We start from the raw sequence: 25,937 nt of genomic DNA, 5'->3' as shown, positions 1-25,937 counted from the left end.
GCTGGCTTCATCGAGCCAATCACCGAGGAACTGCCCATCGAATACGCCGTCGAACTGAACCGACTGATCGAACTCGAAATGGAGGGCAGTCTCGGATAACTCCGAGGTGATTACAATGAGTACGCAGGTACACGCAAATCTGACAGAGGAACAGGTAACGGAGATCAGCGAGTCGCTCGGCGAACCCGAGTGGCTGCTGGAGACCCGTCTCGACGCGCTCGACGCGCTGGACGACCTCGACATGCCGTCGGTCATCCGAACGCCGGGTCGAGACTGGACGAACCTCGATGCGCTCGAATACGAGGAGTTCATCGATCCGCTGGAGATGGCCCAAGAGAAAGACCGCGTCGACGCCGAGGGCGTCGAGGTGCTCTCGTGGGCAGACGCAGTCGACGAGCACGGCGACCTGATCGAAGATCACTTCGGTAGCGTCGTCGATCCCGAGCGAGACTACCTCACAGCGCTGTCGACCGCACTCTTCAGTGCAGGAACGGTCGTCTACGTCCCTGAGGGTGTCGTCGCCGAGGACGTGAAGATCCGCACCCGGATCAACTCCCAGTCGCTGTTCAACTACACGCTCGTCATCGCCGAGGAGTCGGCGAGTGTGACGATTCTCGAACGGCAATCTACAGGCGAAGAGCTCGACGGACGACAGTACTACAGCGGTGTCGTCGAGGCAGCCGCCGGCAAGAACGCCCACGTGCAGTACGGAACCCTCCAGAATCTCTCGGAGGAGACCTACAACTACCAGGTCAAGCGCGGCCACGCCGCCCGAGACGCCCAGGTCAACTGGATCGAGGGCAACATCGGCACCCGTCTCACCAAGAGTTCCGTCGAGACCCGCCTGCTGGGCGACGGCAGCGAGTCGAAAATCGTCGGGGCCTTCTTCGGCCACGAGGATCAGCACATCGATATCGCCAGCCGCGTCTGGCACGAAGCCGAACACACGACGGCCGACCTCGTGACCCGGGGCGTCCTCGATGACGAGGCGCGCTCGGTATACGAAGGTGTTCAGGACGTCGGAACCGAAGCGTGGGATACCAACTCCTACCAGCGTGAGAACACTCTCATGCTGTCGGACGACAGCGAGGCCGACGCCTCGCCGAAACTGATCATCAACAACCACGACACCGAAGCGAGCCACTCCGCGACGGTCGGGCAGGTCGACAGCGAGGATCTGCTCTACATGAACTCGCGGGGAATCGGCAAGGAGCAGGCGACGAACATGCTCGTCGAAGGCTTCTTCGTCCCCGTCCACGAGGAGATCGAGGTCGACGAACTCCGCGAAGACCTCGAAGACCTCATCGCTGCTCGACTGCGGTAACATACCGTCTCTTTCGGTCATTTTTTGCGCCATCCCCGAGCAGAGCAAGGTATGTTCGGAACCAGCGGTATTCGCGGCCCAGTCGGCGAGGAGGTGACGGCAGCGCTTGCGCTGCAGGTTGGCCACGCACTCGGTATCGAGTACGACCGCGTCGTCGTCGGTCGTGATCCTCGCGAGAGCGGCGAGACGCTACAGGCCGCCGTGACCGCGGGTCTACGCGAATCGGGAACCGACGTGATCGACCTCGGCGTTGCAGCGACGCCAACAGTCGGGCGGGCGGTTGGCTGGGAGGACGCCGACGCTGGCGTCGCAGTTACAGCCTCACACAATCCGCCAGAGGACAACGGAATCAAACTCTGGCAACCGAGCGGACAGGCTTTCGACGCGGAACTGCGCAAGCAGATGACCGAGCGCATCGAATCGGAGGCGACCGCGCTCGCCGACTGGAACGCGTTCGGCGACCAGTCGGCAGTCGATCACACCGGGACACACCGAAAAGCACTGCTCGACGCGGTGGATATCGACGGAGACCTTTCCGTCGTCGTCGATGTCGGCAACGGCGCGGGCGGCGTGACGGCGGCGGTACTGGACGAACTCGGCTGTGAAGTCGAGACCCTGAACGCTCAAGAGGACGGTTCTTTTCCCGGGAGACCGAGCGAACCGACCGCGGAGAACTGCCAATCACTCGCAGAACTCGTCGCGTCGACAGACGCCGACCTGGGAATTGCCCACGACGGCGACGCGGACCGAATGCGCGCTGCGACGGCCGAAGGCGAATTCCTCTCTGGAGATGTACTGCTCGCGCTGTTCGGCCGCGCGGCAGCGAGCGAGGGCGAGGCCGTAGCGGTCCCGGTCGATACGAGTCTGGCCGTTGAGGACCACCTCGCCGACGGTGGAATCGAGACACGGCGGACGCCGGTCGGTGATGTCTACGTAGCGGAGGCGGCGAGTGAACCGGGGATCGTCTTCGGCGGCGAACCGAGCGGGGCGTGGATCTGGCCGGAGGAAACGCTGTGTCCCGACGGACCGCTGGCGGCCTGCCGGATCGCCGCGATGGCAGCGGAGACACCGCTGGCCGAGCGCGCCGCCGCCGTCGAAACGTATCCGATTCGCCGAGACAATATCGAGACGGATCGAAAGGAAGCGGTGATGGACGCAGTGAGCGAGCGCGTGACCGAGGAGTTCGAGGATATCTCGACGCTCGACGGGGTTCGGGTCGACCTTGGCGACGGCTGGTTTCTCCTCCGGGCGAGCGGGACCCAACCGCTCGTTCGGATGACCGCCGAGGCGCGGACAGAAGCGCGGGCTGGAGAGATTGCCGAGCAAGCGATGGAGTTACTCGGGGATGCCAGCGCGGAGTGACCGCGCTTACGGAATCGCCCCACCGGAGAGTCGACGCCTTCCGAGCGACAGCACAACACCGACGAGGAAGGCTGCCGCGAGGTTGACGACGAGACCGAGGACACCGACAGCGACGACGAAGAAAATCGAGTCTGTCTGGCGCAGACTGGTCCAGCCGAGTTGGAGGGCGACCAGTGCGAGGATGACACCGAGGACGGCGGTCGGGTAGGCGGTCACCATCCCGACCGCCAGCAGTGCAACGGCGATGTAGGCGACGCCGAGGATGACGTTTGCCCCGGCAGTGCGGGCACCGAAGGCATATTTTCCGGCGATCCCGCCGCTGCCGTGACACATCGGGAGCGCGCCGAACGGAACGGCGGCGAGGTTCATCACACCCATGCTCATCGAGAGTTCGTCGGGTGAGATGGTTCGATCGAAGTAATCACCGAGCAAGATCGAGGCCGCCAGCGCTGCGTTACCGACAGTCATCGCGAACTGGCCCAGCGCCGCCTCGATGGTGCCGGTCGTGAGCGAGAGTGTATCGAACTGAACGAATCCGGCTGGAACCGGCGGGAGGGTGGGTGCTGGAAGGCCGGTCTGAAGGGCGGCGACCACACCGCCGACGAGGAGGACGGCGAACGCTCCGAGGTTGCGGTAGCCAACTGCGATGAACGCCAGCGCTACGACGGCGGCGAGACCAGCGAGTCGGAAATCGGCCGCTCCGAGTCGGAGTCCAGTCTCCAGCAAGACAAGCGCGACGCCGAACTGAATCGCCCGCACCACCGGATTGCCGATGTATCTGCCGAGACGGCTGAGCGAGCCAGTCCCGCCGAGGACGAGCAACGCCGCGCCGAGGATCAGCCCCGCGAGCAGTAGTTCGCCGGTCGTAATTGAGCCGGCGATAACCAGCGCAGCCAGCGCCTTCATCGGTTCGATGGAGATCGGAACCCCGTAGTACAGCCCCCAGACGATCTGAAAGACACCGAACCAGACGAGCATGACCGTAAGCGAGAGTTCCGTCAGAACGGCGACCGTGACAACAATCGGAAGGACAGTGACGGAGTCGCCGACAGCACCCGTGAGTTCGTTCCACGCGAACTCGACTCCGAACTCCCGTCGGTCGAATGCCCGTCGCACACGCCCCACTTATCGGGCGAGCGGCAAGTACGTTAGCACAGCCTGGGGGGAGAGTTGCCACTCAGGTGTGCAGTAGATAAGAGAGAAATCGAAGAGAGTCAGAGAAGAACAAAGGAGGGCGGTCAGCAACTACCCCCGTCGCGTGGACCGGGCCTGGCGCACGTCCGCACCATCCCGGATCTTGTCTTCACACTGTGGACACACACGCGGTTTGTCGATACCGTTCGGTGTGAATACTCGTGCGTAATCCGCCGTAACGAATGCACCGCAGTTCTGACATTCCGGCATACAAGCTATCTGTATGGCCCCGTCGTAATAATGGTTGGTGATAATTGGGGTTTCGTCCCTACAGCGAGGACGAAACCGAACCGTCCTCGTCGAGTTCGATCACGCCGTCGAATAGCTCGCTGAACGACTCGCGGACCTCCTCGTCGTGAACGCTGCGGGCCAGGTGAAAGAGTCCAACAGCGTCGTACTCCTCGAGCAGTTCGAGCAGTTCGGCGACGGCCTCCTCGGCCTGCTCCTCGTCAGCGTAGTAGATCATCTCGGTGATCGAGTCGAGACTGACCCGCAATTTGCCGTCGTGGGAATCGAGAAACTCACGAGTCTCCTCGATGATCGCGTCGAGGTCTTCGGGCGTCGAGACGTACTTCACGTGATCGCTCGGACGGCGGGTGTAGCCGCGCTCGACCGAGAGCGTGTCGAGGATTGTCGCACGGTCCTCGTCGACTTCGTAGTGTTCGAGTTTCTGTTCGACTTCACGGGCAGTCGTTCGCGTCGAGATGACGAGCAGGTGGTCGGTATCCGTTTTGAAAAACTGCGTATCGATCCGGTCGGTTTCGCCGATACTCGGGTGAAAGAGAAGCAGGCCGGTTCCGCCTGGAATCGTCTCCGGCGTGTTCTCGATCGGCAGCGTGTACTCCATGTACCACTACTCCGGGGTGGTAGCGTCTTAAGTTTGCGGGCTTTCGCCGTTTTCGACCGGCGGAACAGCCCCGGCGAGATCAGCGTCTCGGAGACGGTCGAGTAGCGAATCCGGGCCGACAATCGTGACAGTCGACTCTTCGGCTTCCGAGCGTGCTGCAGGCGTGATCGATCCGGTTGTGACGACAACAGCCGTATCCGAGTTCTGGCTGTCCTCGACTGTCGTGGCACACTGTTTGATGAGTTTCCGGTCGACCGGCCCTGCGTCGGCCGCAACCGTCCACAACAGCAGCCGCTCGTCAGCCCCCTCAGCCACCGCAACAACGTCGTACACCGCCTGCCCGGCCCCGTCGAGCACCGACGTGTTCCAGCGACCCGCCCCCCAGAGCCGTGCGACGAGTGCTCGCAGTTCCGCCGCATCGACGCCGTCGATCCGTTCCTGGAGCGCTCCTGAGTCGATTGATTCTGTCGGCGATGGGTCGGAACTGTCGGCGCTCTCTCCCTGGTAGGTAGAGTCCGAAGCAGTCGAGGTGTGATCCGTCTGTTTCTGTGCCTGAATCCGGTCGAGAACCGACTCCGAGTGCTGTCCATCGGCCTCGAACTGTGGCGGAGTGCTCTCCGTATTGGGAGTTGGCTCGTGAGACTGTGTCGCTGTCGACCCCGAGTCGTGGAAGGACAGTCCTTCCATGCCGTCAGCGGTCGCCTCCGCCGAGTCGTCGGCATCCGAGTCAGAATCCGCGTCTTCACCGGCTGTTTCTGCCGGGTCGAATTCGATGGGATCTGTGGGGACGGCCTCTGTCGGACGGTCACCGTCGAGTCGGGCGTCGGTGGCCGCGATCCCGTTCTCGGCCGAGTCGAGTCGATCCGGACGAACTTCGCTGGCGAGTCGCCGGGCGTGCTCGAACTGTTCGCCCGCCCGCTCATACACCTGCGTGGCCTGCTTGTCCCGGCCCTGGACGGCCAGTTTGTCGCCGGAACGGAGCCACTGCCGACCCGCCTCGTAGTGATCGCTGATCGCGTCGTCGGCGATTTCGGAGGTCTGCTCGCGAATTAGTTCGCGGTCGGCGACGAACTCGCTGTCTGATTCCCCCCAGTCGAGGCCGAGCAGATCGTGATACAGATCCAGCGCTCGTTCCCACTCGCCCGCTGCGTCCTCGGGGTCGGCGAGTGCCATCGCACGGCGGCGCGAACTGTCGGCGTCGACAATCGGGCCGACCCGGAGCAGTTCGCGCTCCGCGGCCGCGCCACGCAGGCGGCTCTGAAGTGATTCTGTCGTCGGCGCGGACCCATCGATATCGAGCGCCTGCTGGTAGGCCTCGATGGCCTGATCGTACGACGCCGCGGCGGCCTCGTACTCGTTGTGTTGCCAGAGGGACTGAGCGCCTGCGTGTGCGCGGGCACCGTCCGCGCCGGCGAGTTCGCGTTCGACATCGGTGAGCCAGTCTCGGAGTTCGTCGGCACGGTCGCTGATCTGTGTCCGGGCCGCCGGTCCGACCTCAGCGATCCGGTGGATCGCCGTCTCGATGGTCTCTCTGGCACCGTCGAGGTGCTCGCGAGCGGCGTCGGGGTTGTCGGCTGCCAGCTCCTGCTCTGCGACACCCAGCGCCTCCTCCAGATCGTCGAGCAATCGGGCGGCGTTCGCCCAGATCTGTGCAGCCTCTTCGAGATACTGTCTGACTGCCGTCGGATCACCTGAACACGGAAACAGCCACACCTCGTCGGTCAGCGTCTCGATCGAGAGCGAACTCTTTCGCAACCCACTCTCGGTGCTCACCTCGACGATGTCGGGGAGTCGGAGCGTCAGCGAATCGTCGCCGCCCTGTTTGCCGACGACGAAGATGATCCGGAGGTCGGTCACGAGCGCGAACGCCTGAAACTGGCTGTCGGGTTCGAGCGAGCGCTCGTCGTCGCCTTCGATCGTCACGCCGGATTTCTTGTTCCGAAGCACGTATTTCGGCTGCTCGTTCCCGTCGAGATACTGGCCGAGCGGCTGACCGTCGAGATACGTCCCGCCGAACAGCCCGTCGGCTTCCGTCGTCTGGAGGATTTTGTGGTCCTGCCCGTCGGTGAGGTCAATTATCGTACCCATGCCCTATTCGAGTATCGTTCACTTCTATGTGGGGAACAGTAAATACTTCGGCAGGGACGGAGAGTCGATACCCTCTTTGGACGGGGGGTGGTACGGGCTGGTATGACAGATACCGTCACTCCACAGCGCGAGTACGGCAGCAAAGGCGGGATGGGCGTTATCGGTTGGACGATTGCGATCCTGATCGGTCTGCTCTTTCTCCCGGTACTGCCGTTCGTACTGCTCGTCGTGGTCGTTCTACGGCTATTCGGAGCCGGCAAGCGACCGCGATAACCCACCCGAGGCTTTTTCTACCAGCACTGGACCACCTCACTCCGATGGTCGACAACAGAGGGGACCGACGTGGGTGAGCGTGCGCTCGCGGCCTGTCACGACAAGAAAGGCCACTACGATCTCTTCCGGACGCAGTGGACCGAGTCAGAGCGACTCGTCAATGCCGCGGCGCGTGGAGAGTGTCCGAGAAAAGACGCCGCTGGCGACGACCAGTGGCGCCGGTGTGGCAGAAATTGCTGGCCCGATATCGTCGACGAACTGGATTATCTCCAACTCGACCTCTGTCTCCGCTGTTACCCGGACGGCGTGAGCAGCTATCTCCCGGTCTGGACCGGTATTCCGACTACAGAGGGCGATGAGACGGACATTTCCTGTGGTGTACTGCTCCGCGTCGAATCACAGAGCGAACTGACACGGCTCAGAGACCAGATTCGCCGAGAGAAAGAGCGACTCGGGGACGCGATCGAGAGGGGAGCGAAGAGCCGAAGAGATGCCCAGCAGTCCTTGTTGTGCGTCGGTGGTGCTCGCGAGCGATATCTCTCGGCGTCGGCGTCCGAACGCTTGTGGGGGTCAGAGTAGGTCGGGGAAATCGCCAGCCACATGTAGATCCGCGCCGGATCTGGGACTGTGACCGAGCAGGGATTGCAGGCCCACAGCGCACCGACGGTCAGCGAAGCACTCGATCTGCTCGAAAGCGGAATCGCCGGGGAGCGGTTGATCACGCTGTTCGGTCGGTGCCGCGTCGAGTACGACGGCCGGGCAGCGAGTTCGCTCGATGCGGGCAACAGACTCGTCGTTCTCAAACCTGACGGGACGATCCTCGTCCACACCGACAGCGGCCAACAGCCCGTGAACTGGCAGCCGCCGGGCTGTACCCACGAGGGGCGGCTAGACGACGGTGAGTTGCTCGTCGAGAGCGTTCGCACGAACCCGGACGAACGGCTGCTGGTCGCCTTCGAGCGAGTCGATCAGGTGGTCGTCTATGATGGGACCGGCGACAGCGACGTGACCGTGTTGGGCACCGAGGCCGACCTGCGTGATCGGATTCTCGACCGACCCGAACTGGTCGAGGAGGGGTTCGAGCCGCGAGCGACCGAACGCGACACCTCGGCGGGCGCAGTGGACATCTACGGGACCGACAGCGACGACAACGCGGTTGTGGTCGAACTGAAGCGCCGTCGGGTCGGCCCCGACGCGGTGAGTCAACTGAATCGGTACGTCGAGGCACTGGAATCCGACCTACACGCCGGGCGGACCGTCCGGGGGATTCTCGTCGCACCCTCTGTCACAGACAGAGCGCACAACCTCCTCGAACGGCGCGGACTGGAGTTCGTCTCAGTCTCACCGACGCCGGAGTAATTACTGCGGGTCGAACTCGTCGTTTTTGAGGCCTTTGCGGACCGGGGCGTGTTCTTCGTCGGTCGGCGGCGGAGCCGTCACGAGCAGGGCTTCGAGCCGAGTATCGTCGTCGGCTTTGATTCCACGATCAGTCTCGGCCGGGACGACGACGATGTCGCCCGGTGAAACCTCGTGGTCGGTCGAGCCTTCACGAACGATGCCGGTTCCGGACTTGATGTGAATCATCACGTCGCTCGACGGCGCGTGGACTGGGATGAACTGCCCAGGCTCGAAGTAGCCACAGACGACTTTCATCCGGTCGCTGTCGAAGATGCCCGATGTTGCAAACTGCTCGTCGTCGAAAATTCGTTCTGTGTCGAATGTTGTCTTTGGCATGTTATTGTGGGCAAACAGTCGATTCCATCGCTGGTCGCGGCTGTGCTGGGGCCATACACTCGTTAGGAGAAGCGGCCGGCGGGAGAAACTACTGCCGAATATCTCCGAGAGCGGTCGCTGGTGACGAAAAGGACTGTCACCCGGAACACTATCCGACGAGGATCTACTAGTGGATCCGCACTCAAAGTACGGCAGTATATTCATTACGTAAGCACGCCAATTTCACAGTATGCCCGTGAGTATTGACGAGTTCGAATCGGGGAACTTGCCGGAGGGGCCGAGCGTACCCGAACAGGTGATTACGTACCTCCACACGCACCAAGACGCGGCGTTTGCTCGGTCGGAGATAGCTACTGCCATCGACGAGAACCCGAACACGGTCGGCACCGCGCTCACGCGATTGAAAGAGCGTGATCTCGTCCGCCATCGAGGGCAGTACTGGGCAATCACCGAGGACGAACAACGGGTCGCCGCAGCGTACGATCTACACGACGTGAGCGAACAGATCGACGAAGCCGACGGTGGAATCGAGTCGGAGCGTTGGGACGCTGTCGCACCCGACCAGCCGCATCCGAGCGAACAGAATTCGAGCGAGGACGAGTGATCGATGGAGCCGGAACGCGGCGATGTCGTCGCGTGGCAGGGCCGAGTTAGTGATGAATTCGTGGATCGCGTCGTAGACTCACTGGAGATGTATCTGCGGTAGTTCGAAAGTGTACGCCCGGAACACTATCCGACGAGGATCTACTAGTAGGCCTGGCGAAGGTGGAAACACCATAATGCGAGGGGCTCTGCTGAACATCACCAGCAGAGGACACGAATGGCGTGCTGAATATAGAGCGTGTATGTTGCGGCGAGATTACTGAAGATCCGGCGCTGTTTTGTGCGATTCCCTATCGGTCAGCCCCAGAAATCAAGCACATTATCCACAGCTCTGTCAACGAAGCTTTCCTGATATCGCACCAGGAGTTGCATGGTGAGGTCCTCGTCAGCGACAGTATAGTACGTGGTCCGGCCATCCTCTACCTCGGAGACAATTCCGTTCTCGATGAGGCGTGAGACGTGCCAAGACACCGTCGCTGGTGACACACCGAGTTCCTCGGCAATCGCTCCGTTCCGGGCCGTGGACTCCTCTACTAAAAACAGCAGAATGTGGCGTGTCGTCTCGTACCGAAGTGAAGAGAGGATTGCACGCTCGTCCTCGGCAAGTTCCTCGGCGACGAACAGTCGGCGTTTGCCCTGGTGATCTTCGCTGGTAAGCACGTCGTAGTCTTCGAGGGTGGATAGGTGATGTTGGACGAGCCCCGTCTCCATGTCGAGGTCGCGCTTGAGTTGGCTGAAGTGGACCCCCGGATTTGCCTGCACGTACTCGAAGATTTCCTTGCGTGTCTCCAACTCAAGGACATCTTCCTTGTTATCGTGCGAGTTGCGTCTACCCATCGTGTGTGCCCTCAGTTCTATTCATATGAGCCGACTCGGCGTGTTCGAAGCGTCATGATGGCTGCCGCTCAAAGCGCCACACTACCGTCGCCAACAAGAGGAGTGAAATCCCGAGTGCGAACAGACTCGTGAGCAACTCGAAGTGGGGGATACCTTCTTCGAGAAACTCGTCACCCACTTCCAACAGGAGGTCGGTTGCGAGTAAGGCAGCGAGCAGCGCGAGTATCAGGACGCGACTCACCCGGGTGCGGTAGTAGGCAAGTGCAGTGATGAGAAACACCACCATCGTTATCAAGAGCGTGAGAGTCCGGATGAGTGTCTCCGGTTCGAACAGTTCAATTTCCGTCATCGGATATCAGAGTATGTTGAATGTGACTAAATGGTTGGTGGGTCGATAGGGTGTGTTGATCGAGCAGGGGGTGAGTTGGCTCTTACTCGCCAGTTTCCTCGTCTTCAGTCTGGGTCTCCAGCACCGTCCCGTCGTTCGCGTGGACAGCGACTTCGGTTTCCGAGCTGTCCGACGTCACGAACTCAACCTCATAGGCGGGTGTGCCGTCCTCAGCTTCGAGTTCGACTTCTTCGACGTTTCCGTCAGCCTCGGCAGTTGCGATATCAATCGCTTGCTCCTCAGAGAGTGAGACATCGCCGGGCGCAACGGACTCCTCGTCTTCTTTCATCTCATCCTCTTCGTTCTCTTCCATCTCCTCGTTCTCGTTTTCTGACTCTGTTTCGAGGACTGTGCCGTCATTCGCGTGAACGGCGACTTCGGTTTCGGCACCGTCTGCTGTCACGAATTCGACCTCATAGGCGGGTGTGCCATCCTCGCTTTCGAGTTCGACTTCCTCAACGTCTCCGTCAGCTTCGGCGGTTGCAATATTAATTGCTTCCTCCTGAGAGAGTGAGACTTCACTTTCTGCAACCGAGTCATCGTCATCGTCGCCATCGAGTGGTGACGACCCCGAGTCCTGCGCGAGTGCAAAGCCGCTGCCGGCAATGACGAACAGGGTGAGTGCGATGACGCCGATTGCTCCAAACATCGTTCGACGATTCAGATTCATTTCGTTTGTGCCTCCATATACAGGTAGGTGTCCAGTAGTAAAGTGTCGTTTGGTATATGAGTCTAACAGTGGTACGCGCCTCTAACGACTGAGTATGGCAGATTTTTCTACGTTAGTTAATATAATATCCCAAATAGTTAGATTACAAGATGGCGGAAACCCGGAGCCAATCCAGTTTGAGCAAAGTGAGATTGTCTCTCCGATGTTGAAGTGTTCAAAATGCCCGAAATCGGGATCTGATTCCGTGGAAGACTCGCGCCTTGTATTCACACGGTCATCCAACGCTGACAGATGTCAATACTCCCGGTAGACCTCATTCCGGGCTCGTCAGCATCGACTGTTTCCAAAAATTCGCTAGGAAGAGCGATTACTACGAAAGAACCGATCTCAACGGTATACCGTAGCTGAAGCAATAGATATTATTTATAGATATTTCTAGGAGAATACTCAAAATGTACGCCCGGAACACTATCGCGCGAGAAGCTACTAGTAGGCTCGGTGAACGTGGAAACCGGACAGAACTCCAGTCCAGACGTTCAAGTATGATGGCGGCGTAGCATGTTGTATGAGCCAAGTGACGAGACGTATCGTGCAGGAACTACACGACGAGCCACATCTCGAAGGCCGGCGAATTACTGTTCAGTTCATCAAAGAGCAGGTTGAAGGGCGAGAGCTCGCTCCGAGAACAGTCGCTGATCGCCATGACCTCGATGTGGCCGATGTCTATCGGGCGCTCACGTACTATCACGACCATCCCGAAGAGATGCGTACGATTGAACGCCAGCGGCAATCCGCAGTCGAGGAGCACGATCACTTGACCAGCGATCCTGACGATGTGCGCGACTAATGGGGTATCGTATCCTCGCTGACGAAAACGTCGAGCAGGCGACGATCCGCTACCTACGGAAACTCGGATACGATGTCGAGTGGGTTGGAGATGTCGAAGAACTCGGCCTCGGTGCTGGCGATGAATCGATCGCTACATACGGACGCGAGACGGATCGCCTCATTCTCACGCAGGATGACTTCTTCTTCACCCAGATCGATATCGAAGAAACAGTTGGGATTCTTTTCCAGAAGGATCAGACCCTTTCGGCCCAAGAAGTCGGAGACATTGTATACGAACTCTCCGAGTACATAGACCAGTCCGACGTGATGCTCGAATACGTGAGTCGAAACTGGCTATAGAGACCTCTCTCTCGGACATATAAAATGTACGCCCGGAACACTAACGACCGGCGTCATTCCCGGCGGTGTGCCTTGGTCGGCCGGCTAACCCTCGTGCCGGGCGGGTTATCCGTCAGGATAACCGGAATGCCGAGACGGCGTCAGCCGTCGAGGCGGGTCATCCGTCAAGATGACCAGTCGCGCGAGCGGCGGTCGCCGCTCGTGTGGCCCCGAACGGGGCCGGATATCGCATGCCCGGGTTCACCGCGCTGTCATCGCACCCGAGCGGGTCTGCTCACGCGGGGACTAAGGCATGCATTCGAAAGAATGCCGGCCAGTCGTTTAGACCCTTCGTACACCCAGATTCGACTAAACACGACGACCAGCCCCGAATCCGACCCCACAACTGGTGGACAGAGAGCGGTATCAGTATCGACAATTGTATCGGCGGCAGTACGGCAGTAACCCAATTTTTGGTAAATGGTGGCAGGAGAGGGTAAAAAGTGGCGTTTAAACGCTGTGAAAACAGACTAAACGGTATGAACGGTTGTGGACGGTGTCGACAATTAAGGGTAGACTACTCCGATGATAGAACTAAGAGAATGACTGAGAACCTTGAGATATTAGTTGTCGACGATACCGAGGGCTGTCGGGATCTCTACACGCTCTGGCTCGAATCAGATCACGGCGTTCGGACTGCCCCGAACGGAACAGTCGCACTCGAAGAGATCGATCCCAGTGTCGATCTCGTCCTCCTCGACCGGAACATGCCTGGTCCGTCCGGTCTCGACGTGGCGGCGGAGATCTGCAACGACGGATACGACTGCCAGATCATCATGATCAGTTCCGAGAGGGCGAATTTCTCCGTCGCGGAGTCGCCGGTCGACGAGTACATCCGGAAACCGGCCGATAGAGAAACCCTCGAAACGACGATCGAAAAAATTGGGACGCAGAAAGCCTACCAGTCAGCGCTGTTGGAGTTTTTCGCGGTCAGCGCGACTGTCGGTCGGGTCGAAGCGAGCGCCTCTCCCGAAGACCTCGAAAGCGTCGAAGAGTATCTCAAGCTCTGTGAGCAAGCCGAACACAAACACTCGCAAGTCAACACGATTCTCGAAGGAAGCGAAATCAACTGGAGTGCGGCGTTCGAGTCACTCGAAACAACGTCGGGATCGGACAAATCCGGGCTGACATCGCCGACAGCCTCGATCCGTCAGTCCCCCTGAGCCAACGAACGGCCCCGAGTCACCAGTCGACAGAAATTGTCTCTCGTGTCCAGTCGAAGTACTCACCACCTGACGGGCCCACAAGTGCGGTGACTTCTCCCGAATGATACGGATCGATCAGTGCCTCAACCCGGTATGTGCAGGGCGTGACCCACCTGTCCGCTGCGGACCACTGATATATCGCGCCACGAATCGGAATGTCCGCACCCGCCGTGTCGTAAGTCCACCTGCGATCCGGTGGAAACGGCTCTGTGATCGGTTCTGGAGAATCGATAGTGGCAGACTGAACGACCGCCATCAAGCTGTGAAACCCACCGGAGGCGACGCGAGTAGTGATTTCCCACTCGCAGGTCATGATGACTGTCTCTCTGGTCGTGACTGCCGTCGAACTGAAACCGAGTTTAGTATTGACCGGTTCGGATGGCCGAGTCGCCTCGTCGCTTTTGTCCGCGGTCCGGCTCTCACCCCGACTGAGGCGACCGACCGTGGTGAACGTCGAGAGCGACGCCAGTCCAACTCCGACCGAACTGAGAAATACGCGCCGAGAACGAGAAACGGCCGTGCTGACCGAGTCGGACTGGTCGTTCATGGATGTCATGCTATACTGTGACACGCAATAGTGTTTTTTGAACGAGGTTAGAAAGTATCGGCTTGCAGTCATGAATGCGGGTAGTTGGCCGCCGAAGGAGCGGTTCACTCTGACAGAGTAGCGGCACCGGCATCGAGACGGATAGCAGTGGATTTAAGCACCGAGTGGCTGGCCTACAGGTATGGAGCGTGTCGACGTAGCAATCGTTGGTGGTGGGCCCGCCGGCACTGCCGCGGCAGCGGCAGCCGCGTCGACGGGTGCGAACGCGCTCGTCATCGAGAAGGGAGTTCCGCGGGAGGACCGCGAAGGACTCGGACCCGACTCGACCGACGCGGCGGGGTTGCTCGACTACTGGATCGACCTGATGGATTTCGAGCCCGACGAGATACCCGACGACGTGATCCTCAGATCGCTGGACGGCGCGGATTTTATCGGGCCCTCGGAGACGTTTCGGATCGACGAGACGGGTATCGACGCGAGTTACCCGGAGTTCGGGGTGGCATTCCACCGAGCAAAGTTCGACGATTGGCTCCGCGAACGAGCCGAATCGGCCGGCGCGAACTACCAGATCGGCGATAGCGTGACGAACGTCGAGAGCACGGTCAACGGCAGCCACGAGCACACGCTAACGCTGTCGAACGGCGAGGAGATCACGGCGGAGTATCTCATCCTCGCCGACGGTCCCCAGCGGACGGTCACAACCGAGACCCTCGATCAGTTCACGACGGAGCACGCCATCGAGAACATTCTCAACCCGACCGAGGTGAACCACATCGCCTATCAGGAGCACCGCGAGGTACCCGAGGAACTCTACGAGCCCGGACGCCTGAAGTTCTGGTGGGGGCTGATGCCCGGCCACACGGCCTATCCGTGGGTCTTCCCGAACGACGGCCAAGTCGCTCGAATCGGACTGACGATGCCCATCGGGCTGGATATCGACGACTACGATCCACAGCTCTGGGAGTTGCTTCGCGAAGAGGATACTCAGATCCCGCAGGGCCGAACTTACATCGAGCGACTGATCGAACGCGAGTATCCCGAATACGATATCGAGGACTTCCCGCTGGCGGAGGACCGAGGCAAGCGAAAGGGAACCGAAACCTACGCCATCTCCTCGACGCGCCCCATCGAATCCCCGACGGAGGCAGGAATCGCGGTCGTCGGCGGGGCGATGGGTGGCACTTCGGCGTTTCACGAAGGTGGCGACCACGTCGCAGTCAGAACTGGCAAGATAGCGGGCCGACTCGCGGGCGAGGGCGATCTCAACGGGTACAACCGCGAGTGGCAAGCAGCGCTCGGGACCGAGTTCCTGCGTAACGTCACGATGGCCGAACTCGTCAGAGGGTACCAGCCCAGTGACTGGGATCGTACCTTCGGCGCGGCCGAGACGATGGTCAACCGCGGCGAGTACAACTGGCGGAGTACACTCAGAGCAGGTCTGACTGGGTTCAAACTGCTCTACGGCTACAAGCGGACGAGAAGCCGGTTCAAAAGCGGCAACTACGTGCAGTTCCGGGAGTCGGAGTACGTTATCTGAGGAGGGATCCGGCTGTGGGGGGCGTTACTCGTCGAGGATTCGACCGTTGGGGTCGATTTCGCCGTTTCTGATTCGTGTACTACTGATTCGGGTCCCGTCTTCTGCGACGACAAATGGTGCGGTGTGAATCTCCAATCGGTCTAATCCGCGTTCGAGACGGTCCTCGTTGAGTTCGTTCGCCCGACGCTGGGCCTTCGCTTCCGGCGAGACGATCAGGGCGTCGGCGTCCGCTCGCGTCGCGGCAGGGCCGTACGTATCCTGTAATTTGACGATTTCGTAGCTAGCCGAGTACGTCTCGGCGAGAATGTCGAGTTCTCCCGCCAGCGCCTCTCGTCGGTTGGGGTAGGAGCCGAGTTGCTTCGCGTGTTTCGAGTTCCCCCGTGTCTCGGTTGCCAGGTCGGATGAGGTCAACCCGACGATGACGTGCCCGTCGCCCTCGCCGTCGTGTGAGGCGGTCTGGAATGCCTTGTGTAGCAGTGCTCGATGTCCGTTGTGAATCGGTGTGAACGTCCCACCCAAAATTGCAGTCCGGTCGCTCCCTGTCACACCGGAGCTTTCGTGATACGGTCACCTATACGTACTGGTCTGGAGCTACAGGTAGCCCCGTTCGAGCAACAGTTCGCCGTTCAGTACCGACGCGCCGGCCGCACCGCGTAGCGTATTGTGTGCCAGGCAGTTGAACTGCAGTCCGCCCTCTGTCTCCTGAACTCCACCGGCCGCGATGGCCATACCGTTCTCCGTATCGCGGTCCAGCCGCGGCTGCGGTCGGTCAGGCTGCTCGAAGACGTGGATGAGCTGGTCCGGCGAACTGTGGAGATCCAGCGTCGGGTAGGATCGCAGAGCCTCCTTCGCTTCCTCGACGGTCGCATCCTCGGCGGTGTCGGTCCAGACGTTTTCGAGGTGGCCGTCCAGCGTCGGAATCCGGTTGCAGGAGGCGTCGACCTGTGCGTCGTGCCAGGAGACCTCTGCGCCGTCGAACTCGCCGAGCAGTTTCCGGGATTCGGTCTCCATTTTGTTCTCCTCGCCGCCGATGTGCGGAATCGCGTTGTCGATGATCTCCATCGAGGTGACGCCAGAGTAGCCCGCGCCCGAGACCGCCTGCAGCGTCGAGACGGTGATCCGGTCGAGGCCGAAGGCGTCGTCCAGTGCCGCCAGCGGCGGCACCATCGTGATCGTCGAGCAGTTGGGATTTTTGACGAGCGCGCCGTCCCAGCCGCGTTCGTCACGCTGGACCTCGATCAGATCGATGTGGTCAGCGTTGATCTCCGGGATCGTTAGCGGCACGTCGTCGTCAGCCCGCGCGTTCGAGGAGTTCGAGGAGACGATATACCCCGCCTCGCAGAAGGCCGGTTCGACCTCTTCGCCGATGCTCGACGGCAGCGAAGAGAAGATGATATCGATGTCGTCGGGAACGTCCTCCGGCGCCGTCGCGCCGACTGTCATCTCGGCGACCGAGTCCGGAATCGGCATGTTGATCCGCCACTTGGCCGCCTCTTTGTACTGCGACCCTGCGCTGTCTTCACTCGCGGTCAGTGCCGCAATCTCGAACTCCGGGTGTGGTTCGAGAAGTTGGATGAGCCGCTGTCCGACTGCCCCTGTCGCGCCGAGGATGCCTGCACGTACTGTCATACCGGGTCATAGGTCAACCAGCGGTCTAAACAGTTTGGAAATGGATCCCGCTACAACTCCGCGACTGCATCCTCGATCTCCTCGCGTGGGACCGGCGAAATCCAGTCGTCGGCCACCCAGTCGTAGGCAATCTCCCCATCCTCGTCGACGACGAACACCGACCGCATCGGTGTCGACGTATCGGACATTCCGCCACGCTCGGTGAGCAGATCGAACGCCTCCGAGGCGTCGCCGTCGGTATCGGAGAACATCCGGAACGGGCTATCGAGATAGCGGATGAAGGCATTCTGTGCGTACGGGCCGTCCCGACTCACACCGAGGACGGGCACGTCGAACTCGTCCCAGTCCGCCCGGTCGTATCGTTTCCACCAGTTCTCGTCGATTGCGGAGAACGCGAAGCCAAAGAAGACGAGGACGCCGCCGCCGTCCAGCGCCTCCTCCAGTGTCGTCGATCGGAACGTCTCGCCTGTACAGAGCAACGCCTCGAACTCCGGTGCCTGATCGCCTGCCGTCGGTGCCATACAACGCCGATGCAGGCGAGGGAGTAAAATACCGCCGGGTCCGGACTGCTCACCAGCCCGGGTAGTTCGCTGCCAGTTCGTCGAGCGCGTCGATCCGTTCGGTGCTGTGCGGGGCTTTCAGCGGCGAGACGCTGATCTTGTTCTCCATGATCGCCCGCCGGTCCGTCCCGTCGGGATCGGAAATCTCGCCGTGGGCGAGTTTCTCCCAGATGGGATTGACGAGTTCGATCTGGTCGCCGTCCTGCTGCGAAGAGAGTTCGTAGACGTGGGAGGGCCGGGTGATCTCCATCTCGCCGTCACAGACCTTCGCCGACGGAGCGTTGATGTTCAGGTAATCTGCGACCTCGAACAGTCCCTCCTCGAAGGCCCGGTCGGCGAGATACGTCGCGGCGTCGACGGCGGGGGCGTACGACTCCCGCGGGATCTCAGAGTCTTTCTCCCAGTCGGGACTGGGGACGTACAGCGAGGCAGCGATGCCCGGAACGCCGTGGAAGGCCGCCTCGACGGCAGCGCTCACCGTCCCGGACCGACCGAGCACGGCCGCGCCCATGTTCGCCCCCTGATTACAGCCAGCGACGACCAGATCGGTCTCCGGACACAGCGAAGAGAGACCGGCGACGACGCAGTCGACCGGCGTCCCCTCGATTACGTAGCCGAGTTCGTGCTCGCGGACGGCGACCCGCTGGGAGACAGATCGTCCGACTGCGCTCTGGTCGTCTGCCGGCGCGACGGCGGTGACCGACCCGATCTCAGAGAGCGCGTCGTACAGCGCGTGAAACCCCAGCGAGTCGATCCCGTCGTCGTTCGTCACCAGAATATCGAGGTCGTCCATGCCTCTATTCAGTGGGGATATACTTTCAAGCCTGCGCTCTTAGGGCCGCCGCGGATTGCTCACCCCGGCAGCCCTTCGACGACCGTCTCGCCGTCGACGACGAGATTGTACGCCCCCTCGTCGTCGTTCCAGAGGACGAGGACGTTCTCGATCTGCAGAAAGTCGCCGTAGTCGGCCGCCCGCAGATCCTCGTTCAGCAGTGATTCCTCGGTGAGCACGGCGAAGTGGTCGATCTGTTCGCTGCCGTCGCCGATCAGAAAGAGGGGATTCCCGCCATCGGAGAGGTCGTGGCTCAGTTTGATCCCCGCGCAGTCGATCCGGTCGGTGACGTGGCGTTCGGTTTCTGCCATCTTGGCGAAGCGACCCCCCGACAGGTCGATATCCAGCGCCCGCTGGCCGTCGGTTCGCAGCAGCGAGTACGCGTACTGCACGTCGACGTTGACGAACTCGCCGTCACCGGGTACCCTGTCGCTGTCGGTATCGAGTTCAGAGTTCCGCTCGCCCTCGTCGAGACGACGCTGGAAGGCGGGCACCTCGAGGTCGGGTTTACGGTCGAACGACCACGAGGTGCTGTCGGGTCGCTCGTGGGGCCACAGCCGCACCGTCGGCGCGTAAATCGTCGCATCGGCCTCTGACTCGACAGTCCGTTCGAGGTCGCGCAGGTCGGTCGCTGTGTTGCGGTCCGCCGGCGCGAGCGCACAGAGCGTGCCGTCGTCGGCGAGGTGGTCCATCAGATCCAGCAGTACCGCTTCCGGATCATCGAGTTCCGAGAGGACGTTCGCACAGAGGATCAGATCGAACTCGCCGTCGACTCCCACTGTTTCGATCGGATCGCGGTGAATCGTCGGGTGGAAGTTCTGGCCCGTCTCGTCGAGCAGCGCATCGAGCACGTCGGCCGCGTCGCTCGGTTCGACGGCGTGGTACTCGACGAGCGCCTCGTCCGGCAGTAGAGCGTCGACTGCGAGCGCCGGCCCGCCGACACCCGCCCCGACATCGAGGATGCGGAGGTTACCGGAGACCAGTCCGTCGGCAGCAAGATCAGCGAGGACGTGCTGCGTCGCCGCGAAGTACGTCGGCAGGTGGTAGATCGCGTAGCCGAGCGCCGTCACGTCGTCGTAGGTCACCTCGCCGCCGCTGAGATACTGCTGTTTGAAATCACGGATCGTCGCGCGCAGTCGATCACCGGAGGTGCCGTCGGGCCACCCCGGCCCGAACGCGTCCAGCAACTGCTCTTCGACGGCGAGGGCGATATCCTGCGGGAGGGCGGTAATCCCGCCGAAGGATACATCGATTGGATCGGTCGGCGCGGGTTCGAAGCGACCGTCCTCGCGTTCGATCAGGCCGAGATCCAGTGCGGATTCTCGGAGCACCTGTCGGACGGCCGCCGGATGGGGCTGTCCCTCGACGTATTCGTGGATCTCCTCCGGATCGATCGGTCTGACTTCCCGGAGGTACTTCGCGTTGTCGAGCACCTGGCTGCGCTGTGTGTCGTCCATGTTATTCGGATTCCTCGGGTGTTTCTAATCGCGCCGCGTCGTACAATCGCTCGAATGCGTCGGTGTCGGCCTCGGCGAGTTTTCGGGCCGCATCGGCGACATCGTCGGCCCCCTCGAAGGCCGACTGGATGTCGGCGTACACTCTGCTCTCACCGCCGGTGACCTGCTCGGTTAGCGCGGTCAGTTCGGTCGAAATCGGCGTCTGAAACCGCTCGGGGACCTCCTCGGCTGCCAAGCCGAAGGCGAGAACGGCGGCGTGGGTTCGGGCCTGCACCGTCTCCATCGCTTCGTCGTGGTCCGTCACTGTCGTCTCGAAGACATCGTTGCCCCGGGCGCGCAACGCGTCGAGGACTGTCTCGGTGATCGGTCCCGCCGCGTCGACGACAGTCGGGATGTTTCCTGGTTCGTTCTCCGGGGCAAAGAGGGGGTGGATACTCAGCCGCTGGCAGTCGGGGGCGTGTTCGGTCATTGCCGCGACGGGCCCGGCCATCGTGCCAGTCACGTCGAGTATCGCGTCGTTAGCGTGAGCAGCGTACGTTTCGATCACTTCCTCGGCGGCAGGGATGGGGACGGCGATACAGACCAGATCGGCGTTCGGGGCGGTCTCGGGAGTCACCGCCTGGCCGTCGAGGGCCTCGGCCGTCTCCCGGGCGCTGTCGGGGTCGGTATCGAGAACGGAGATGCTGGCTGTGGCCTCTGCTTCGGAGAGGGCCGTGCCGAGCCAGCGGCCCATTGCACCCGCGCCGACGAGGAGTACGTCCATCGGCCGGTCTTTGCGCAGGCGAGGGCAAAAGCGGTTCGATGCGGACAGAAAAAGGGACGACACCCTTTTCTGGCGGGCAACAAAAAGCGGTTGTATGTCCGAAGAACCTGAGGAAGGCGAATCTGAGAGCGAGGCACAGGGAGCAGACGGTGAGGAGAAGTCGTTCCGCGAGCGCGTCGAGGAAATCCGTCAGCGCCGCGCCGAGGAAGGCGAAGGCGAGGGCGAAGAAGGCGACCGCGCACCCCCAGAAGAGATGATGGGCGGGATGGGCGGTGGCGGCATGGGTGGCGGCGGCGGCGGCAACCCCTTCGCACAGATGATGGGCGGCATGATGGGCGGCGGCCCGGGCGGCATGGGCGGCGGTCCCGGCGGCATGGGTGGCGGTCCTGGTGGTCGACCCGGCCAGGAAGAGGACGACTCCGGCAACGAAGAACTCACGCGCGAGATGCGGAAACTCCGCGACGAGGTTCACGATATGCGGCGCTCGCTCGACCGCATCGCCGACGCGCTCGAAGACAACTGAACGGAACCGACGACTTTTGTTGCGGTCGATCACACGGACAGCGACAGCACTACTGCAGCGTAGCTGTGGGATAGCGGGAAAGCGCGAAAACGAGGCTGCCGGCGTTATTCCTCGTAGGCGAGGTTCATGACCCACTGCGAGAAGGTGTCGCTCTGTGCGTCGACTTCCTCGTCGCCGACGAACGGCGAGAGCATATCGCCGGCCATCAGCAGCGAGAAATCCAGATCAGCGGCTGTCGGGGAGAGATGGTAGGTGTTGTGGCCCTCGTAGACGGTCTCTTCGCGGTCGATCATCTCCTTCTCGACGAGGGATTCGACGATACGGCTGCCCTTGCGCGAGGAGACGTCGAGTTCCTTCCAGAAGTTACTCTGGTGGATGCCGCCGGTCTCGCGGATGAGTTCGAGCCCCCGGCGCTCGTCCTCGGTGAGTTCGTCCTCGGAAGTCTGCATGCTCATGTTCCATACACTGTAGGAGAGCCGGATAAATTTGACCTTCGATTCGCCCGCTCAAACCGAAACGAGAATTCACCAAGTGGCAGAACTGCTTTCAGAACTCGCTGGCCCACTCGAGGGCAGCCTCTCGGTCTTTGAACCCTTTCGTCTCCATCCCTTCGGCTTCGTTCTTATTACTGATCGCCAGTCGGCCAATGCCGTCTGCGACGTAGGCGGTCGCATCGAGTCCGGTTTCCTCGCCAAGGGCAGTCCACTGCTCGTTGATATGATCGAGCACATCTTTCGAGAGGCTTTCGGCGTTTCCAACTTCGACAACTGACGCAGCCATCGAATCCTGTGCTGCCACGTCCCGAAAATGTTCTTCCCCCTTCTCGAGTTCCCCCGATTCGAGCGCCTTCGGCATGTCCTCGATGCTCCAGATGCCGACACCGTCCGCCTGTTCGTACGTAACCTGTTCAGACACCTGTTTGTGCTGTGCCATAAGCAAACGATTACCGCAAAAGTTCAAAACGATATCTGTCCAAATCTCAGCTGTGATATCTTACGTGTCGGAATTGAACAATAATCAGAACGGAACCTCGACGGGTTCGAAAGCGGTCTCGCAGGGCGGCCCGTCGGCATAGCGGTAGCGGAGACCGTCTTCGCCAGCGTAGAGCAGCGACGACGAGCGCGTCCCGAACTGATCGCGGTGGATGCAGACGCCGTACTCGTGGTCGGCGATCACCGCCGCGGCGCGGTCCAGCCATCCTTCGCCAGTCTCACCGGGTTCGGGATGCAGCGCAGAGCGAACGGCATTGGCGTTTTCCGCCTGCTCCTTACCGTCGGCCTCTCGCTGTGGCGGAATGTCGTACCGGCCGTTCGCGCCGACATTGACGACGACGTGAACGCCGGGGTCGAGCGTACTGATTCGGCGGTTACCGTCGTACTCGGCCAGCAACGCACTCGATTCGTCCGCAACGAGCAGGTTGAACCCCTCGTAGGTTCGCTCGTCGAGGTCCTGTTCGACCAGCCGCATCGCGTCGTCGGCGGTCGATTCGCCCAGCGCGTCACGAACGAGCAGGCCGCGAGAGCGGTCGCCCTCCAACCTGGAAGGCGTCCAGCGGTTCGTTATCGCGACCAGCAGGCCGTCCTCGTTGTAGCCGATCCACGTGCCGGCCGCCTCGCGGTCCTGCGGGGCGAGAACTCGCTTGCCCCACTCACGGACTGCGGGCGGGTCGGACGGTCGGTCGAGAAGTTCGTCGCGGTTGGCCGCAAGAATCAGCGGCGCCTCCTCGAAACACTGCCACGCGAGGGTAATCGTACACACACTCCTCGGTACGGGGTCCACCCTCAAAAAGACAATTGACTTCGGGTGTGTGTCGGGAGAACAATTACAACGGTGGCCGCCACTGCTGTGAGTATGTTCAGCGACTGGACTGTGATCGATCTCAGTATCGGGATCGAAGACGGCCCGGCCAGCGAGCCGTATCCACCGAGGATCGACCGGATGGATCACCGTGAGGGGGCCGAATCGCTCGCCGAAAATCTCCGAGAGATGGATCTCGATGTGACCGCAGACGACTTCCCGGACGGCACGGCGCTCGCCTGGGAAGAAATCGAGGCGATCACTCACACTGGCACGCACATGGACGCACCGTACCACTACGGGGCCGAGAGCGAAGGGGCACCGGCCCGTCGGATCGACGACGTACCGCTGAAGTGGTGTCTCGGCGAGGCTGTCGTCCTCGACGTGCGCCACCTCGACGCGGGCGAGGAGATCAGCGTCGAGGATATCGAAAATGCGCTCGATGCTCTCGACTACGAGCTCACCGGCGAGGAGATCGTCCTGCTCCAGACGGGTGCGGACGAGTTGTGGGGCGAGGCAAGTTATCTCACCGAATTCCCCGGGATGGGCCGCGAGGCGACGCGGTTCCTCGTCGAGCAGGGAGTCCGTGTCATCGGAACCGACGCCTACGGCTTCGACAAACCCTTCGCGGAGATGGGCCGACGATTCGAGGAATCCGGCGACTCCGGAGAACTCTGGCCAGCCCATCTCGCCGGCCGCGACGGCGAGTACTGCCAGATCGAAAAGATGGCGAATCTGGGCGAATTGCCCCGGAAGACGGAGGTGCCACTGATCGCCCAGCCGATCAAAGTCGAGGACGGCAGCGCCGGGTGGGTACGTCCGCTGGCGGTCTTCCCGGAGGTGGTTGCATGAGCGAACGCAGTGAGCGAAAGCAACGACGCCGAATGTTCGATCCGGAGGTGGGCGCATGAAACTCGCCAGTTTCGAGGTCGACACACCCGTCGGCCCGCAACGGCGGGTGGGCATCGCCGACCACGGCGACCTGATCGACGTGACGACAGCCTACGCGGCCGCGCTCGCGGCCGACGGCGAGGCTGATCCGGTGACGATTGCGGAGGCACACGCCCCGCCAGAGATGGTGGCCTTCCTCGAACGCGGCGACCGCGCGCTGGAGGCGGCGCGGCGGGCACAGGAGTACGCCACGGATGCGGACGAGCAGACTGGCCCGAACGGCGGGCAACTCAGGTTCGCCGAAGACGACGTACGAGTGCTCGCACCGATTCCGCGGCCGAATTCGCTGCGGGACTTCATGGTCTACGAAGAGCACGTCAAAAACGCGATGGGCGAGGATCCGCCGGAGGTCTGGTACGAGATGCCGGTCTACTACAAGTCAAACGCCGACAGCGTCGTCGGCACCGGCGTCGACATCGAGTGGCCGGAGTACTCGAATCTGATGGACTACGAACTGGAGATTGCCGCCGTCATCGGCAAGCAGGGGACCGATATCGCCGCCGAGGAAGCCGGAGAGTACATCGCCGGCTACACGATTTTCAACGACTTCAGCGCGCGGGATATCCAGGGCCAGGAGATGGAGGCCCGCCTCGGCCCGGCGAAGGGCAAAGACTTCGCCAACGCCTTCGGGCCGTATCTGGTGACGGCCGACGCCTTCGACCCGGAGACAGCGACGATGCGAGCAGAGGTGGACGGCGAGACGTGGTCCGAGGGCACGCCCGGCGAAATGTATCACTCCTTTGCCGACATCATCGAACACGTCTCCCAGAGCGAGACGCTGCACCCCGGCGACGTACTCGGCAGCGGCACCGTCGGCGAGGGGTGCGGCCTCGAACTCGGCCAGTTCCTCGAATCCGGCAACACCGTGACCCTGCACGTCGACGGCATCGGCACGCTCGAAAATACAGTTCGGTAACGGCGTCCTGTCAGCTGTTCTGTCGTTTTCGAATACGATAATGCAGGGCCGGTGTTTAAGCCACCTCACCGTCGAGTATGAAGTATGGGTCGGGCGGAATCCAGCAGTGTCTCGACGGAAGCGACGGACGGAGAGACACGGGCACAATCGTCAGATGCGTACATTTCGCCGCTCGCTGATTTCCTGTTGCTGTTTCTCGTGACAGCGGGCGCAGCGCTCGCTATCGCAGTGCTGTTGTGACGAATCTTTAATTATCAGGCCGCAGACGTTACAGTGTGTCGAGAAACACGGGAATCATCGCGACCGTGATGAGCAACCAGTCGCTGCTCTGGGTGCTCGGAGTCGTCCCGTACGGACTCGGTGATACGGTGACCACGCTGGTCGGTCTCAAAAGCGACGGCGTAACCGAGGGTGGTCCGGTCGCGCTGTACGCACTCGGCCAGGGTGGGGTTCCAGGCTTTCTCCTGCTGAAGATCGGATTCATCGGCGTGTGTTTTCTCGTCTGGTGGGTCGTCCGGACGCCGGGCCGTGTCGCGATTCCGCTCGCACTCGTCGTCGTGGGAGCGGTCGTAACTGGCTGGAATCTCGTCGTGATCGCGACCTGAGTTTGCTGTCGACCAACTCGGAACGAGCGGGAATTTTACGCCGACCGGATGTACATGTAGCGCGGTGG

Annotated in this window: 33 protein-coding genes; 15 read left to right on the top strand and 18 right to left on the bottom strand. The window is 61.5% G+C overall.

Annotated elements, in window-relative coordinates; genetic code table 11:
- The first annotated feature begins 115 nt into the window (after nucleotides 1-115).
- Both sufD and glmM read left to right on the top strand, forming a co-directional pair.
- Nucleotides 116-1,324, top strand: a complete 1,209-nt coding sequence (sufD, locus tag V8P86_RS13685; protein WP_336327839.1) for a Fe-S cluster assembly protein SufD — start codon at nucleotides 116-118, stop codon at nucleotides 1,322-1,324.
- Between the two features lie 51 nt (nucleotides 1,325-1,375).
- The gene (gene glmM, locus V8P86_RS13680) at nucleotides 1,376-2,686 is read left to right on the top strand and encodes a phosphoglucosamine mutase (RefSeq protein WP_336327838.1); all 1,311 of its coding nucleotides are present in this window, start codon (nucleotides 1,376-1,378) and stop codon (nucleotides 2,684-2,686) included.
- A 6-nt stretch (nucleotides 2,687-2,692) separates the two neighbouring features.
- On the opposite strand, the gene V8P86_RS13675 is transcribed toward glmM, so the two are convergent.
- The 4 genes from V8P86_RS13675 to V8P86_RS13665 form a co-directional block, all read right to left on the bottom strand.
- Nucleotides 2,693-3,802, bottom strand: coding sequence for a putative sulfate/molybdate transporter (locus V8P86_RS13675; RefSeq protein ID WP_336327837.1), 1,110 nt, complete (start codon nucleotides 3,800-3,802; stop codon nucleotides 2,693-2,695).
- A 129-nt stretch (nucleotides 3,803-3,931) separates the two neighbouring features.
- On the bottom strand, nucleotides 3,932-4,090 hold the full coding sequence (locus V8P86_RS18950; protein ID WP_436900536.1) for a DUF7563 family protein: 159 nt from the start codon (nucleotides 4,088-4,090) through the stop codon (nucleotides 3,932-3,934).
- A 58-nt stretch (nucleotides 4,091-4,148) separates the two neighbouring features.
- On the bottom strand, nucleotides 4,149-4,727 hold the full coding sequence (locus V8P86_RS13670; RefSeq protein ID WP_336327836.1) for a DUF7090 family protein: 579 nt from the start codon (nucleotides 4,725-4,727) through the stop codon (nucleotides 4,149-4,151).
- A 27-nt stretch (nucleotides 4,728-4,754) separates the two neighbouring features.
- On the bottom strand, nucleotides 4,755-6,815 hold the full coding sequence (locus V8P86_RS13665) for a restriction endonuclease (RefSeq protein ID WP_336327835.1): 2,061 nt from the start codon (nucleotides 6,813-6,815) through the stop codon (nucleotides 4,755-4,757).
- 102 nt (nucleotides 6,816-6,917) lie between these two features.
- Here V8P86_RS13665 and V8P86_RS13660 point away from each other — a divergent pair, with 102 nt between their 5' ends.
- From V8P86_RS13660 to nucS, 3 genes are all read left to right on the top strand, one after another.
- Entirely contained in the window at nucleotides 6,918-7,088 is a 171-nt protein-coding gene (locus V8P86_RS13660) for a DUF7535 family protein (protein WP_336327834.1), read from the top strand.
- Nucleotides 7,089-7,157: 69 nt separating this feature from the next.
- Nucleotides 7,158-7,667, top strand: a complete 510-nt coding sequence (locus V8P86_RS13655) for a hypothetical protein (protein ID WP_336327833.1) — start codon at nucleotides 7,158-7,160, stop codon at nucleotides 7,665-7,667.
- Between the two features lie 48 nt (nucleotides 7,668-7,715).
- Complete coding sequence (gene nucS, locus V8P86_RS13650; RefSeq protein WP_336327832.1) at nucleotides 7,716-8,447, top strand: endonuclease NucS; 732 nt, start codon at nucleotides 7,716-7,718, stop codon at nucleotides 8,445-8,447.
- Here nucS and V8P86_RS13645 read toward each other — a convergent pair whose 3' ends face one another.
- Entirely contained in the window at nucleotides 8,448-8,822 is a 375-nt protein-coding gene (locus V8P86_RS13645) for a cupin domain-containing protein (protein WP_336327831.1), read from the bottom strand.
- 229 nt (nucleotides 8,823-9,051) lie between these two features.
- On the opposite strand from V8P86_RS13645, the gene V8P86_RS13640 reads away from it, so the two are divergent.
- Entirely contained in the window at nucleotides 9,052-9,426 is a 375-nt protein-coding gene (locus V8P86_RS13640) for a hypothetical protein (protein WP_336327830.1), read from the top strand.
- A gap of 296 nt (nucleotides 9,427-9,722) precedes the next feature.
- On the opposite strand, the gene V8P86_RS13635 is transcribed toward V8P86_RS13640, so the two are convergent.
- The 3 genes from V8P86_RS13635 to V8P86_RS13625 form a co-directional block, all read right to left on the bottom strand.
- The gene (locus tag V8P86_RS13635) at nucleotides 9,723-10,262 is read right to left on the bottom strand and encodes a winged helix-turn-helix transcriptional regulator (RefSeq protein WP_336327829.1); all 540 of its coding nucleotides are present in this window, start codon (nucleotides 10,260-10,262) and stop codon (nucleotides 9,723-9,725) included.
- Between the two features lie 52 nt (nucleotides 10,263-10,314).
- On the bottom strand, nucleotides 10,315-10,611 hold the full coding sequence (locus V8P86_RS13630) for a hypothetical protein (RefSeq protein ID WP_336327828.1): 297 nt from the start codon (nucleotides 10,609-10,611) through the stop codon (nucleotides 10,315-10,317).
- An 82-nt stretch (nucleotides 10,612-10,693) separates the two neighbouring features.
- Nucleotides 10,694-11,299, bottom strand: a complete 606-nt coding sequence (locus tag V8P86_RS13625) for a PepSY domain-containing protein (RefSeq protein ID WP_336327827.1) — start codon at nucleotides 11,297-11,299, stop codon at nucleotides 10,694-10,696.
- 586 nt (nucleotides 11,300-11,885) lie between these two features.
- Here V8P86_RS13625 and V8P86_RS13620 point away from each other — a divergent pair.
- The 3 genes from V8P86_RS13620 (at nucleotide 11,886) to V8P86_RS13610 (ending at nucleotide 13,710) form a co-directional block, all read left to right on the top strand.
- Nucleotides 11,886-12,167, top strand: a complete 282-nt coding sequence (locus V8P86_RS13620) for a DUF433 domain-containing protein (protein WP_336327826.1) — start codon at nucleotides 11,886-11,888, stop codon at nucleotides 12,165-12,167.
- Nucleotides 12,167-12,508 (top strand): DUF5615 family PIN-like protein, encoded by a 342-nt coding sequence (locus V8P86_RS13615; protein WP_336327825.1) that lies wholly within the window; start codon nucleotides 12,167-12,169, stop codon nucleotides 12,506-12,508. Before V8P86_RS13620 ends, V8P86_RS13615 begins: the two co-directional genes overlap by 1 nt.
- Before the next feature lie 581 nt (nucleotides 12,509-13,089).
- Nucleotides 13,090-13,710, top strand: coding sequence for a response regulator (locus tag V8P86_RS13610; protein WP_336327824.1), 621 nt, complete (start codon nucleotides 13,090-13,092; stop codon nucleotides 13,708-13,710).
- Nucleotides 13,711-13,729: 19 nt separating this feature from the next.
- On the opposite strand, the gene V8P86_RS13605 is transcribed toward V8P86_RS13610, so the two are convergent.
- Entirely contained in the window at nucleotides 13,730-14,299 is a 570-nt protein-coding gene (locus V8P86_RS13605) for a hypothetical protein (RefSeq protein ID WP_336327823.1), read from the bottom strand.
- A 181-nt stretch (nucleotides 14,300-14,480) separates the two neighbouring features.
- Here V8P86_RS13605 and V8P86_RS13600 point away from each other — a divergent pair, with 181 nt between their 5' ends.
- A complete protein-coding gene (locus tag V8P86_RS13600; protein WP_336327822.1) occupies nucleotides 14,481-15,836 on the top strand; it encodes an NAD(P)/FAD-dependent oxidoreductase in 1,356 nt (451 codons plus the stop codon).
- A gap of 24 nt (nucleotides 15,837-15,860) precedes the next feature.
- Here V8P86_RS13600 and V8P86_RS13595 read toward each other — a convergent pair whose 3' ends face one another.
- The 6 genes from V8P86_RS13595 to V8P86_RS13570 are packed head-to-tail and all read right to left on the bottom strand — an operon-like array spanning nucleotide 15,861 to nucleotide 21,077.
- A complete protein-coding gene (locus tag V8P86_RS13595; RefSeq protein ID WP_336327821.1) occupies nucleotides 15,861-16,382 on the bottom strand; it encodes a phosphopantetheine adenylyltransferase in 522 nt (173 codons plus the stop codon).
- Nucleotides 16,383-16,427: 45 nt separating this feature from the next.
- The gene (asd, locus tag V8P86_RS13590) at nucleotides 16,428-17,465 is read right to left on the bottom strand and encodes an aspartate-semialdehyde dehydrogenase (RefSeq protein ID WP_336327820.1); all 1,038 of its coding nucleotides are present in this window, start codon (nucleotides 17,463-17,465) and stop codon (nucleotides 16,428-16,430) included.
- A gap of 50 nt (nucleotides 17,466-17,515) precedes the next feature.
- Entirely contained in the window at nucleotides 17,516-17,986 is a 471-nt protein-coding gene (locus tag V8P86_RS13585) for a peroxiredoxin family protein (protein ID WP_336327819.1), read from the bottom strand.
- 49 nt (nucleotides 17,987-18,035) lie between these two features.
- A complete protein-coding gene (gene surE, locus V8P86_RS13580; RefSeq protein WP_336327818.1) occupies nucleotides 18,036-18,818 on the bottom strand; it encodes a 5'/3'-nucleotidase SurE in 783 nt (260 codons plus the stop codon).
- A 59-nt stretch (nucleotides 18,819-18,877) separates the two neighbouring features.
- Nucleotides 18,878-20,314 (bottom strand): small ribosomal subunit Rsm22 family protein, encoded by a 1,437-nt coding sequence (locus tag V8P86_RS13575; protein WP_336327817.1) that lies wholly within the window; start codon nucleotides 20,312-20,314, stop codon nucleotides 18,878-18,880.
- A 1-nt stretch (nucleotide 20,315) separates the two neighbouring features.
- Nucleotides 20,316-21,077 carry a prephenate dehydrogenase/arogenate dehydrogenase family protein gene (locus V8P86_RS13570; RefSeq protein ID WP_336327816.1) on the bottom strand — a complete coding sequence of 254 codons (762 nt, stop codon included), beginning with the start codon at nucleotides 21,075-21,077 and terminating at the stop codon, nucleotides 20,316-20,318.
- 94 nt (nucleotides 21,078-21,171) lie between these two features.
- Between V8P86_RS13570 and V8P86_RS13565 the strand changes: the two genes are divergently transcribed.
- Complete coding sequence (locus V8P86_RS13565) at nucleotides 21,172-21,600, top strand: hypothetical protein (protein ID WP_336327815.1); 429 nt, start codon at nucleotides 21,172-21,174, stop codon at nucleotides 21,598-21,600.
- Nucleotides 21,601-21,704: 104 nt separating this feature from the next.
- Here V8P86_RS13565 and V8P86_RS13560 read toward each other — a convergent pair whose 3' ends face one another.
- From V8P86_RS13560 to V8P86_RS13550, 3 genes are all read right to left on the bottom strand, one after another.
- Nucleotides 21,705-22,055: a helix-turn-helix transcriptional regulator gene (locus V8P86_RS13560; RefSeq protein WP_336327814.1), complete on the bottom strand. Its 351-nt coding sequence runs from the start codon at nucleotides 22,053-22,055 to the stop codon at nucleotides 21,705-21,707.
- Nucleotides 22,056-22,146: 91 nt separating this feature from the next.
- Complete coding sequence (locus V8P86_RS13555) at nucleotides 22,147-22,533, bottom strand: hypothetical protein (protein WP_336327813.1); 387 nt, start codon at nucleotides 22,531-22,533, stop codon at nucleotides 22,147-22,149.
- Between the two features lie 84 nt (nucleotides 22,534-22,617).
- Nucleotides 22,618-23,358, bottom strand: coding sequence for an NRDE family protein (locus tag V8P86_RS13550; RefSeq protein ID WP_336327812.1), 741 nt, complete (start codon nucleotides 23,356-23,358; stop codon nucleotides 22,618-22,620).
- A 93-nt stretch (nucleotides 23,359-23,451) separates the two neighbouring features.
- Between V8P86_RS13550 and V8P86_RS13545 the strand changes: the two genes are divergently transcribed.
- The 4 genes from V8P86_RS13545 (at nucleotide 23,452) to V8P86_RS13530 (ending at nucleotide 25,869) form a co-directional block, all read left to right on the top strand.
- Nucleotides 23,452-24,249, top strand: coding sequence for a cyclase family protein (locus V8P86_RS13545; RefSeq protein ID WP_336327811.1), 798 nt, complete (start codon nucleotides 23,452-23,454; stop codon nucleotides 24,247-24,249).
- A gap of 55 nt (nucleotides 24,250-24,304) precedes the next feature.
- Complete coding sequence (locus V8P86_RS13540) at nucleotides 24,305-25,264, top strand: fumarylacetoacetate hydrolase family protein (RefSeq protein ID WP_336327810.1); 960 nt, start codon at nucleotides 24,305-24,307, stop codon at nucleotides 25,262-25,264.
- A gap of 84 nt (nucleotides 25,265-25,348) precedes the next feature.
- Nucleotides 25,349-25,504, top strand: coding sequence for a hypothetical protein (locus V8P86_RS13535; protein ID WP_336327809.1), 156 nt, complete (start codon nucleotides 25,349-25,351; stop codon nucleotides 25,502-25,504).
- A 35-nt stretch (nucleotides 25,505-25,539) separates the two neighbouring features.
- Nucleotides 25,540-25,869, top strand: a complete 330-nt coding sequence (locus tag V8P86_RS13530) for a DUF5658 family protein (protein WP_336327808.1) — start codon at nucleotides 25,540-25,542, stop codon at nucleotides 25,867-25,869.
- Nucleotides 25,870-25,937 lie beyond the last annotated feature (68 nt).

Source organism: Halovenus anhuiensis, from assembly GCF_037080055.1.
Classification (GTDB): Archaea; Halobacteriota; Halobacteria; order Halobacteriales; family Haloarculaceae; genus Halovenus.
The sequence above is the reverse complement of the archived record's forward strand: the minus strand, read 5'-3'. Positions and strand labels throughout refer to the sequence as shown.

Excerpts from the sequence above, each read along its gene's own strand:
- V8P86_RS13565 (WP_336327815.1), top strand. The coding sequence starts at position 21,172 with ATGTCCGAAGAACCTGAGGAAGGCGAATCTGAGAGCGAGGCACAGGGA.
- V8P86_RS13660 (WP_336327834.1), top strand. The coding sequence starts at position 6,918 with ATGACAGATACCGTCACTCCACAGCGCGAGTACGGCAGCAAAGGCGGG.
- V8P86_RS13625 (WP_336327827.1), bottom strand. The coding sequence starts at position 11,299 with ATGTTTGGAGCAATCGGCGTCATCGCACTCACCCTGTTCGTCATTGCC.
- surE (WP_336327818.1), bottom strand. The coding sequence starts at position 18,818 with ATGGACGACCTCGATATTCTGGTGACGAACGACGACGGGATCGACTCG.
- V8P86_RS13535 (WP_336327809.1), top strand. The coding sequence starts at position 25,349 with ATGGGTCGGGCGGAATCCAGCAGTGTCTCGACGGAAGCGACGGACGGA.
- V8P86_RS13555 (WP_336327813.1), bottom strand. The coding sequence starts at position 22,533 with ATGGCACAGCACAAACAGGTGTCTGAACAGGTTACGTACGAACAGGCG.
- V8P86_RS18950 (WP_436900536.1), bottom strand. The coding sequence starts at position 4,090 with ATGCCGGAATGTCAGAACTGCGGTGCATTCGTTACGGCGGATTACGCA.
- V8P86_RS13605 (WP_336327823.1), bottom strand. The coding sequence starts at position 14,299 with ATGAACGACCAGTCCGACTCGGTCAGCACGGCCGTTTCTCGTTCTCGG.
- V8P86_RS13540 (WP_336327810.1), top strand. The coding sequence starts at position 24,305 with ATGAAACTCGCCAGTTTCGAGGTCGACACACCCGTCGGCCCGCAACGG.
- V8P86_RS13570 (WP_336327816.1), bottom strand. The coding sequence starts at position 21,077 with ATGGACGTACTCCTCGTCGGCGCGGGTGCAATGGGCCGCTGGCTCGGC.
- glmM (WP_336327838.1), top strand. The coding sequence starts at position 1,376 with ATGTTCGGAACCAGCGGTATTCGCGGCCCAGTCGGCGAGGAGGTGACG.
- V8P86_RS13645 (WP_336327831.1), bottom strand. The coding sequence starts at position 8,822 with ATGCCAAAGACAACATTCGACACAGAACGAATTTTCGACGACGAGCAG.
- V8P86_RS13615 (WP_336327825.1), top strand. The coding sequence starts at position 12,167 with ATGGGGTATCGTATCCTCGCTGACGAAAACGTCGAGCAGGCGACGATC.
- asd (WP_336327820.1), bottom strand. The coding sequence starts at position 17,465 with ATGACAGTACGTGCAGGCATCCTCGGCGCGACAGGGGCAGTCGGACAG.
- V8P86_RS13620 (WP_336327826.1), top strand. The coding sequence starts at position 11,886 with ATGAGCCAAGTGACGAGACGTATCGTGCAGGAACTACACGACGAGCCA.
- V8P86_RS13545 (WP_336327811.1), top strand. The coding sequence starts at position 23,452 with ATGTTCAGCGACTGGACTGTGATCGATCTCAGTATCGGGATCGAAGAC.
- V8P86_RS13610 (WP_336327824.1), top strand. The coding sequence starts at position 13,090 with ATGACTGAGAACCTTGAGATATTAGTTGTCGACGATACCGAGGGCTGT.
- V8P86_RS13635 (WP_336327829.1), bottom strand. The coding sequence starts at position 10,262 with ATGGGTAGACGCAACTCGCACGATAACAAGGAAGATGTCCTTGAGTTG.
- V8P86_RS13630 (WP_336327828.1), bottom strand. The coding sequence starts at position 10,611 with ATGACGGAAATTGAACTGTTCGAACCGGAGACACTCATCCGGACTCTC.
- V8P86_RS13665 (WP_336327835.1), bottom strand. The coding sequence starts at position 6,815 with ATGGGTACGATAATTGACCTCACCGACGGGCAGGACCACAAAATCCTC.
- V8P86_RS13670 (WP_336327836.1), bottom strand. The coding sequence starts at position 4,727 with ATGGAGTACACGCTGCCGATCGAGAACACGCCGGAGACGATTCCAGGC.
- V8P86_RS13600 (WP_336327822.1), top strand. The coding sequence starts at position 14,481 with ATGGAGCGTGTCGACGTAGCAATCGTTGGTGGTGGGCCCGCCGGCACT.
- sufD (WP_336327839.1), top strand. The coding sequence starts at position 116 with ATGAGTACGCAGGTACACGCAAATCTGACAGAGGAACAGGTAACGGAG.
- V8P86_RS13640 (WP_336327830.1), top strand. The coding sequence starts at position 9,052 with ATGCCCGTGAGTATTGACGAGTTCGAATCGGGGAACTTGCCGGAGGGG.
- V8P86_RS13560 (WP_336327814.1), bottom strand. The coding sequence starts at position 22,055 with ATGAGCATGCAGACTTCCGAGGACGAACTCACCGAGGACGAGCGCCGG.
- V8P86_RS13575 (WP_336327817.1), bottom strand. The coding sequence starts at position 20,314 with ATGGACGACACACAGCGCAGCCAGGTGCTCGACAACGCGAAGTACCTC.
- V8P86_RS13585 (WP_336327819.1), bottom strand. The coding sequence starts at position 17,986 with ATGGCACCGACGGCAGGCGATCAGGCACCGGAGTTCGAGGCGTTGCTC.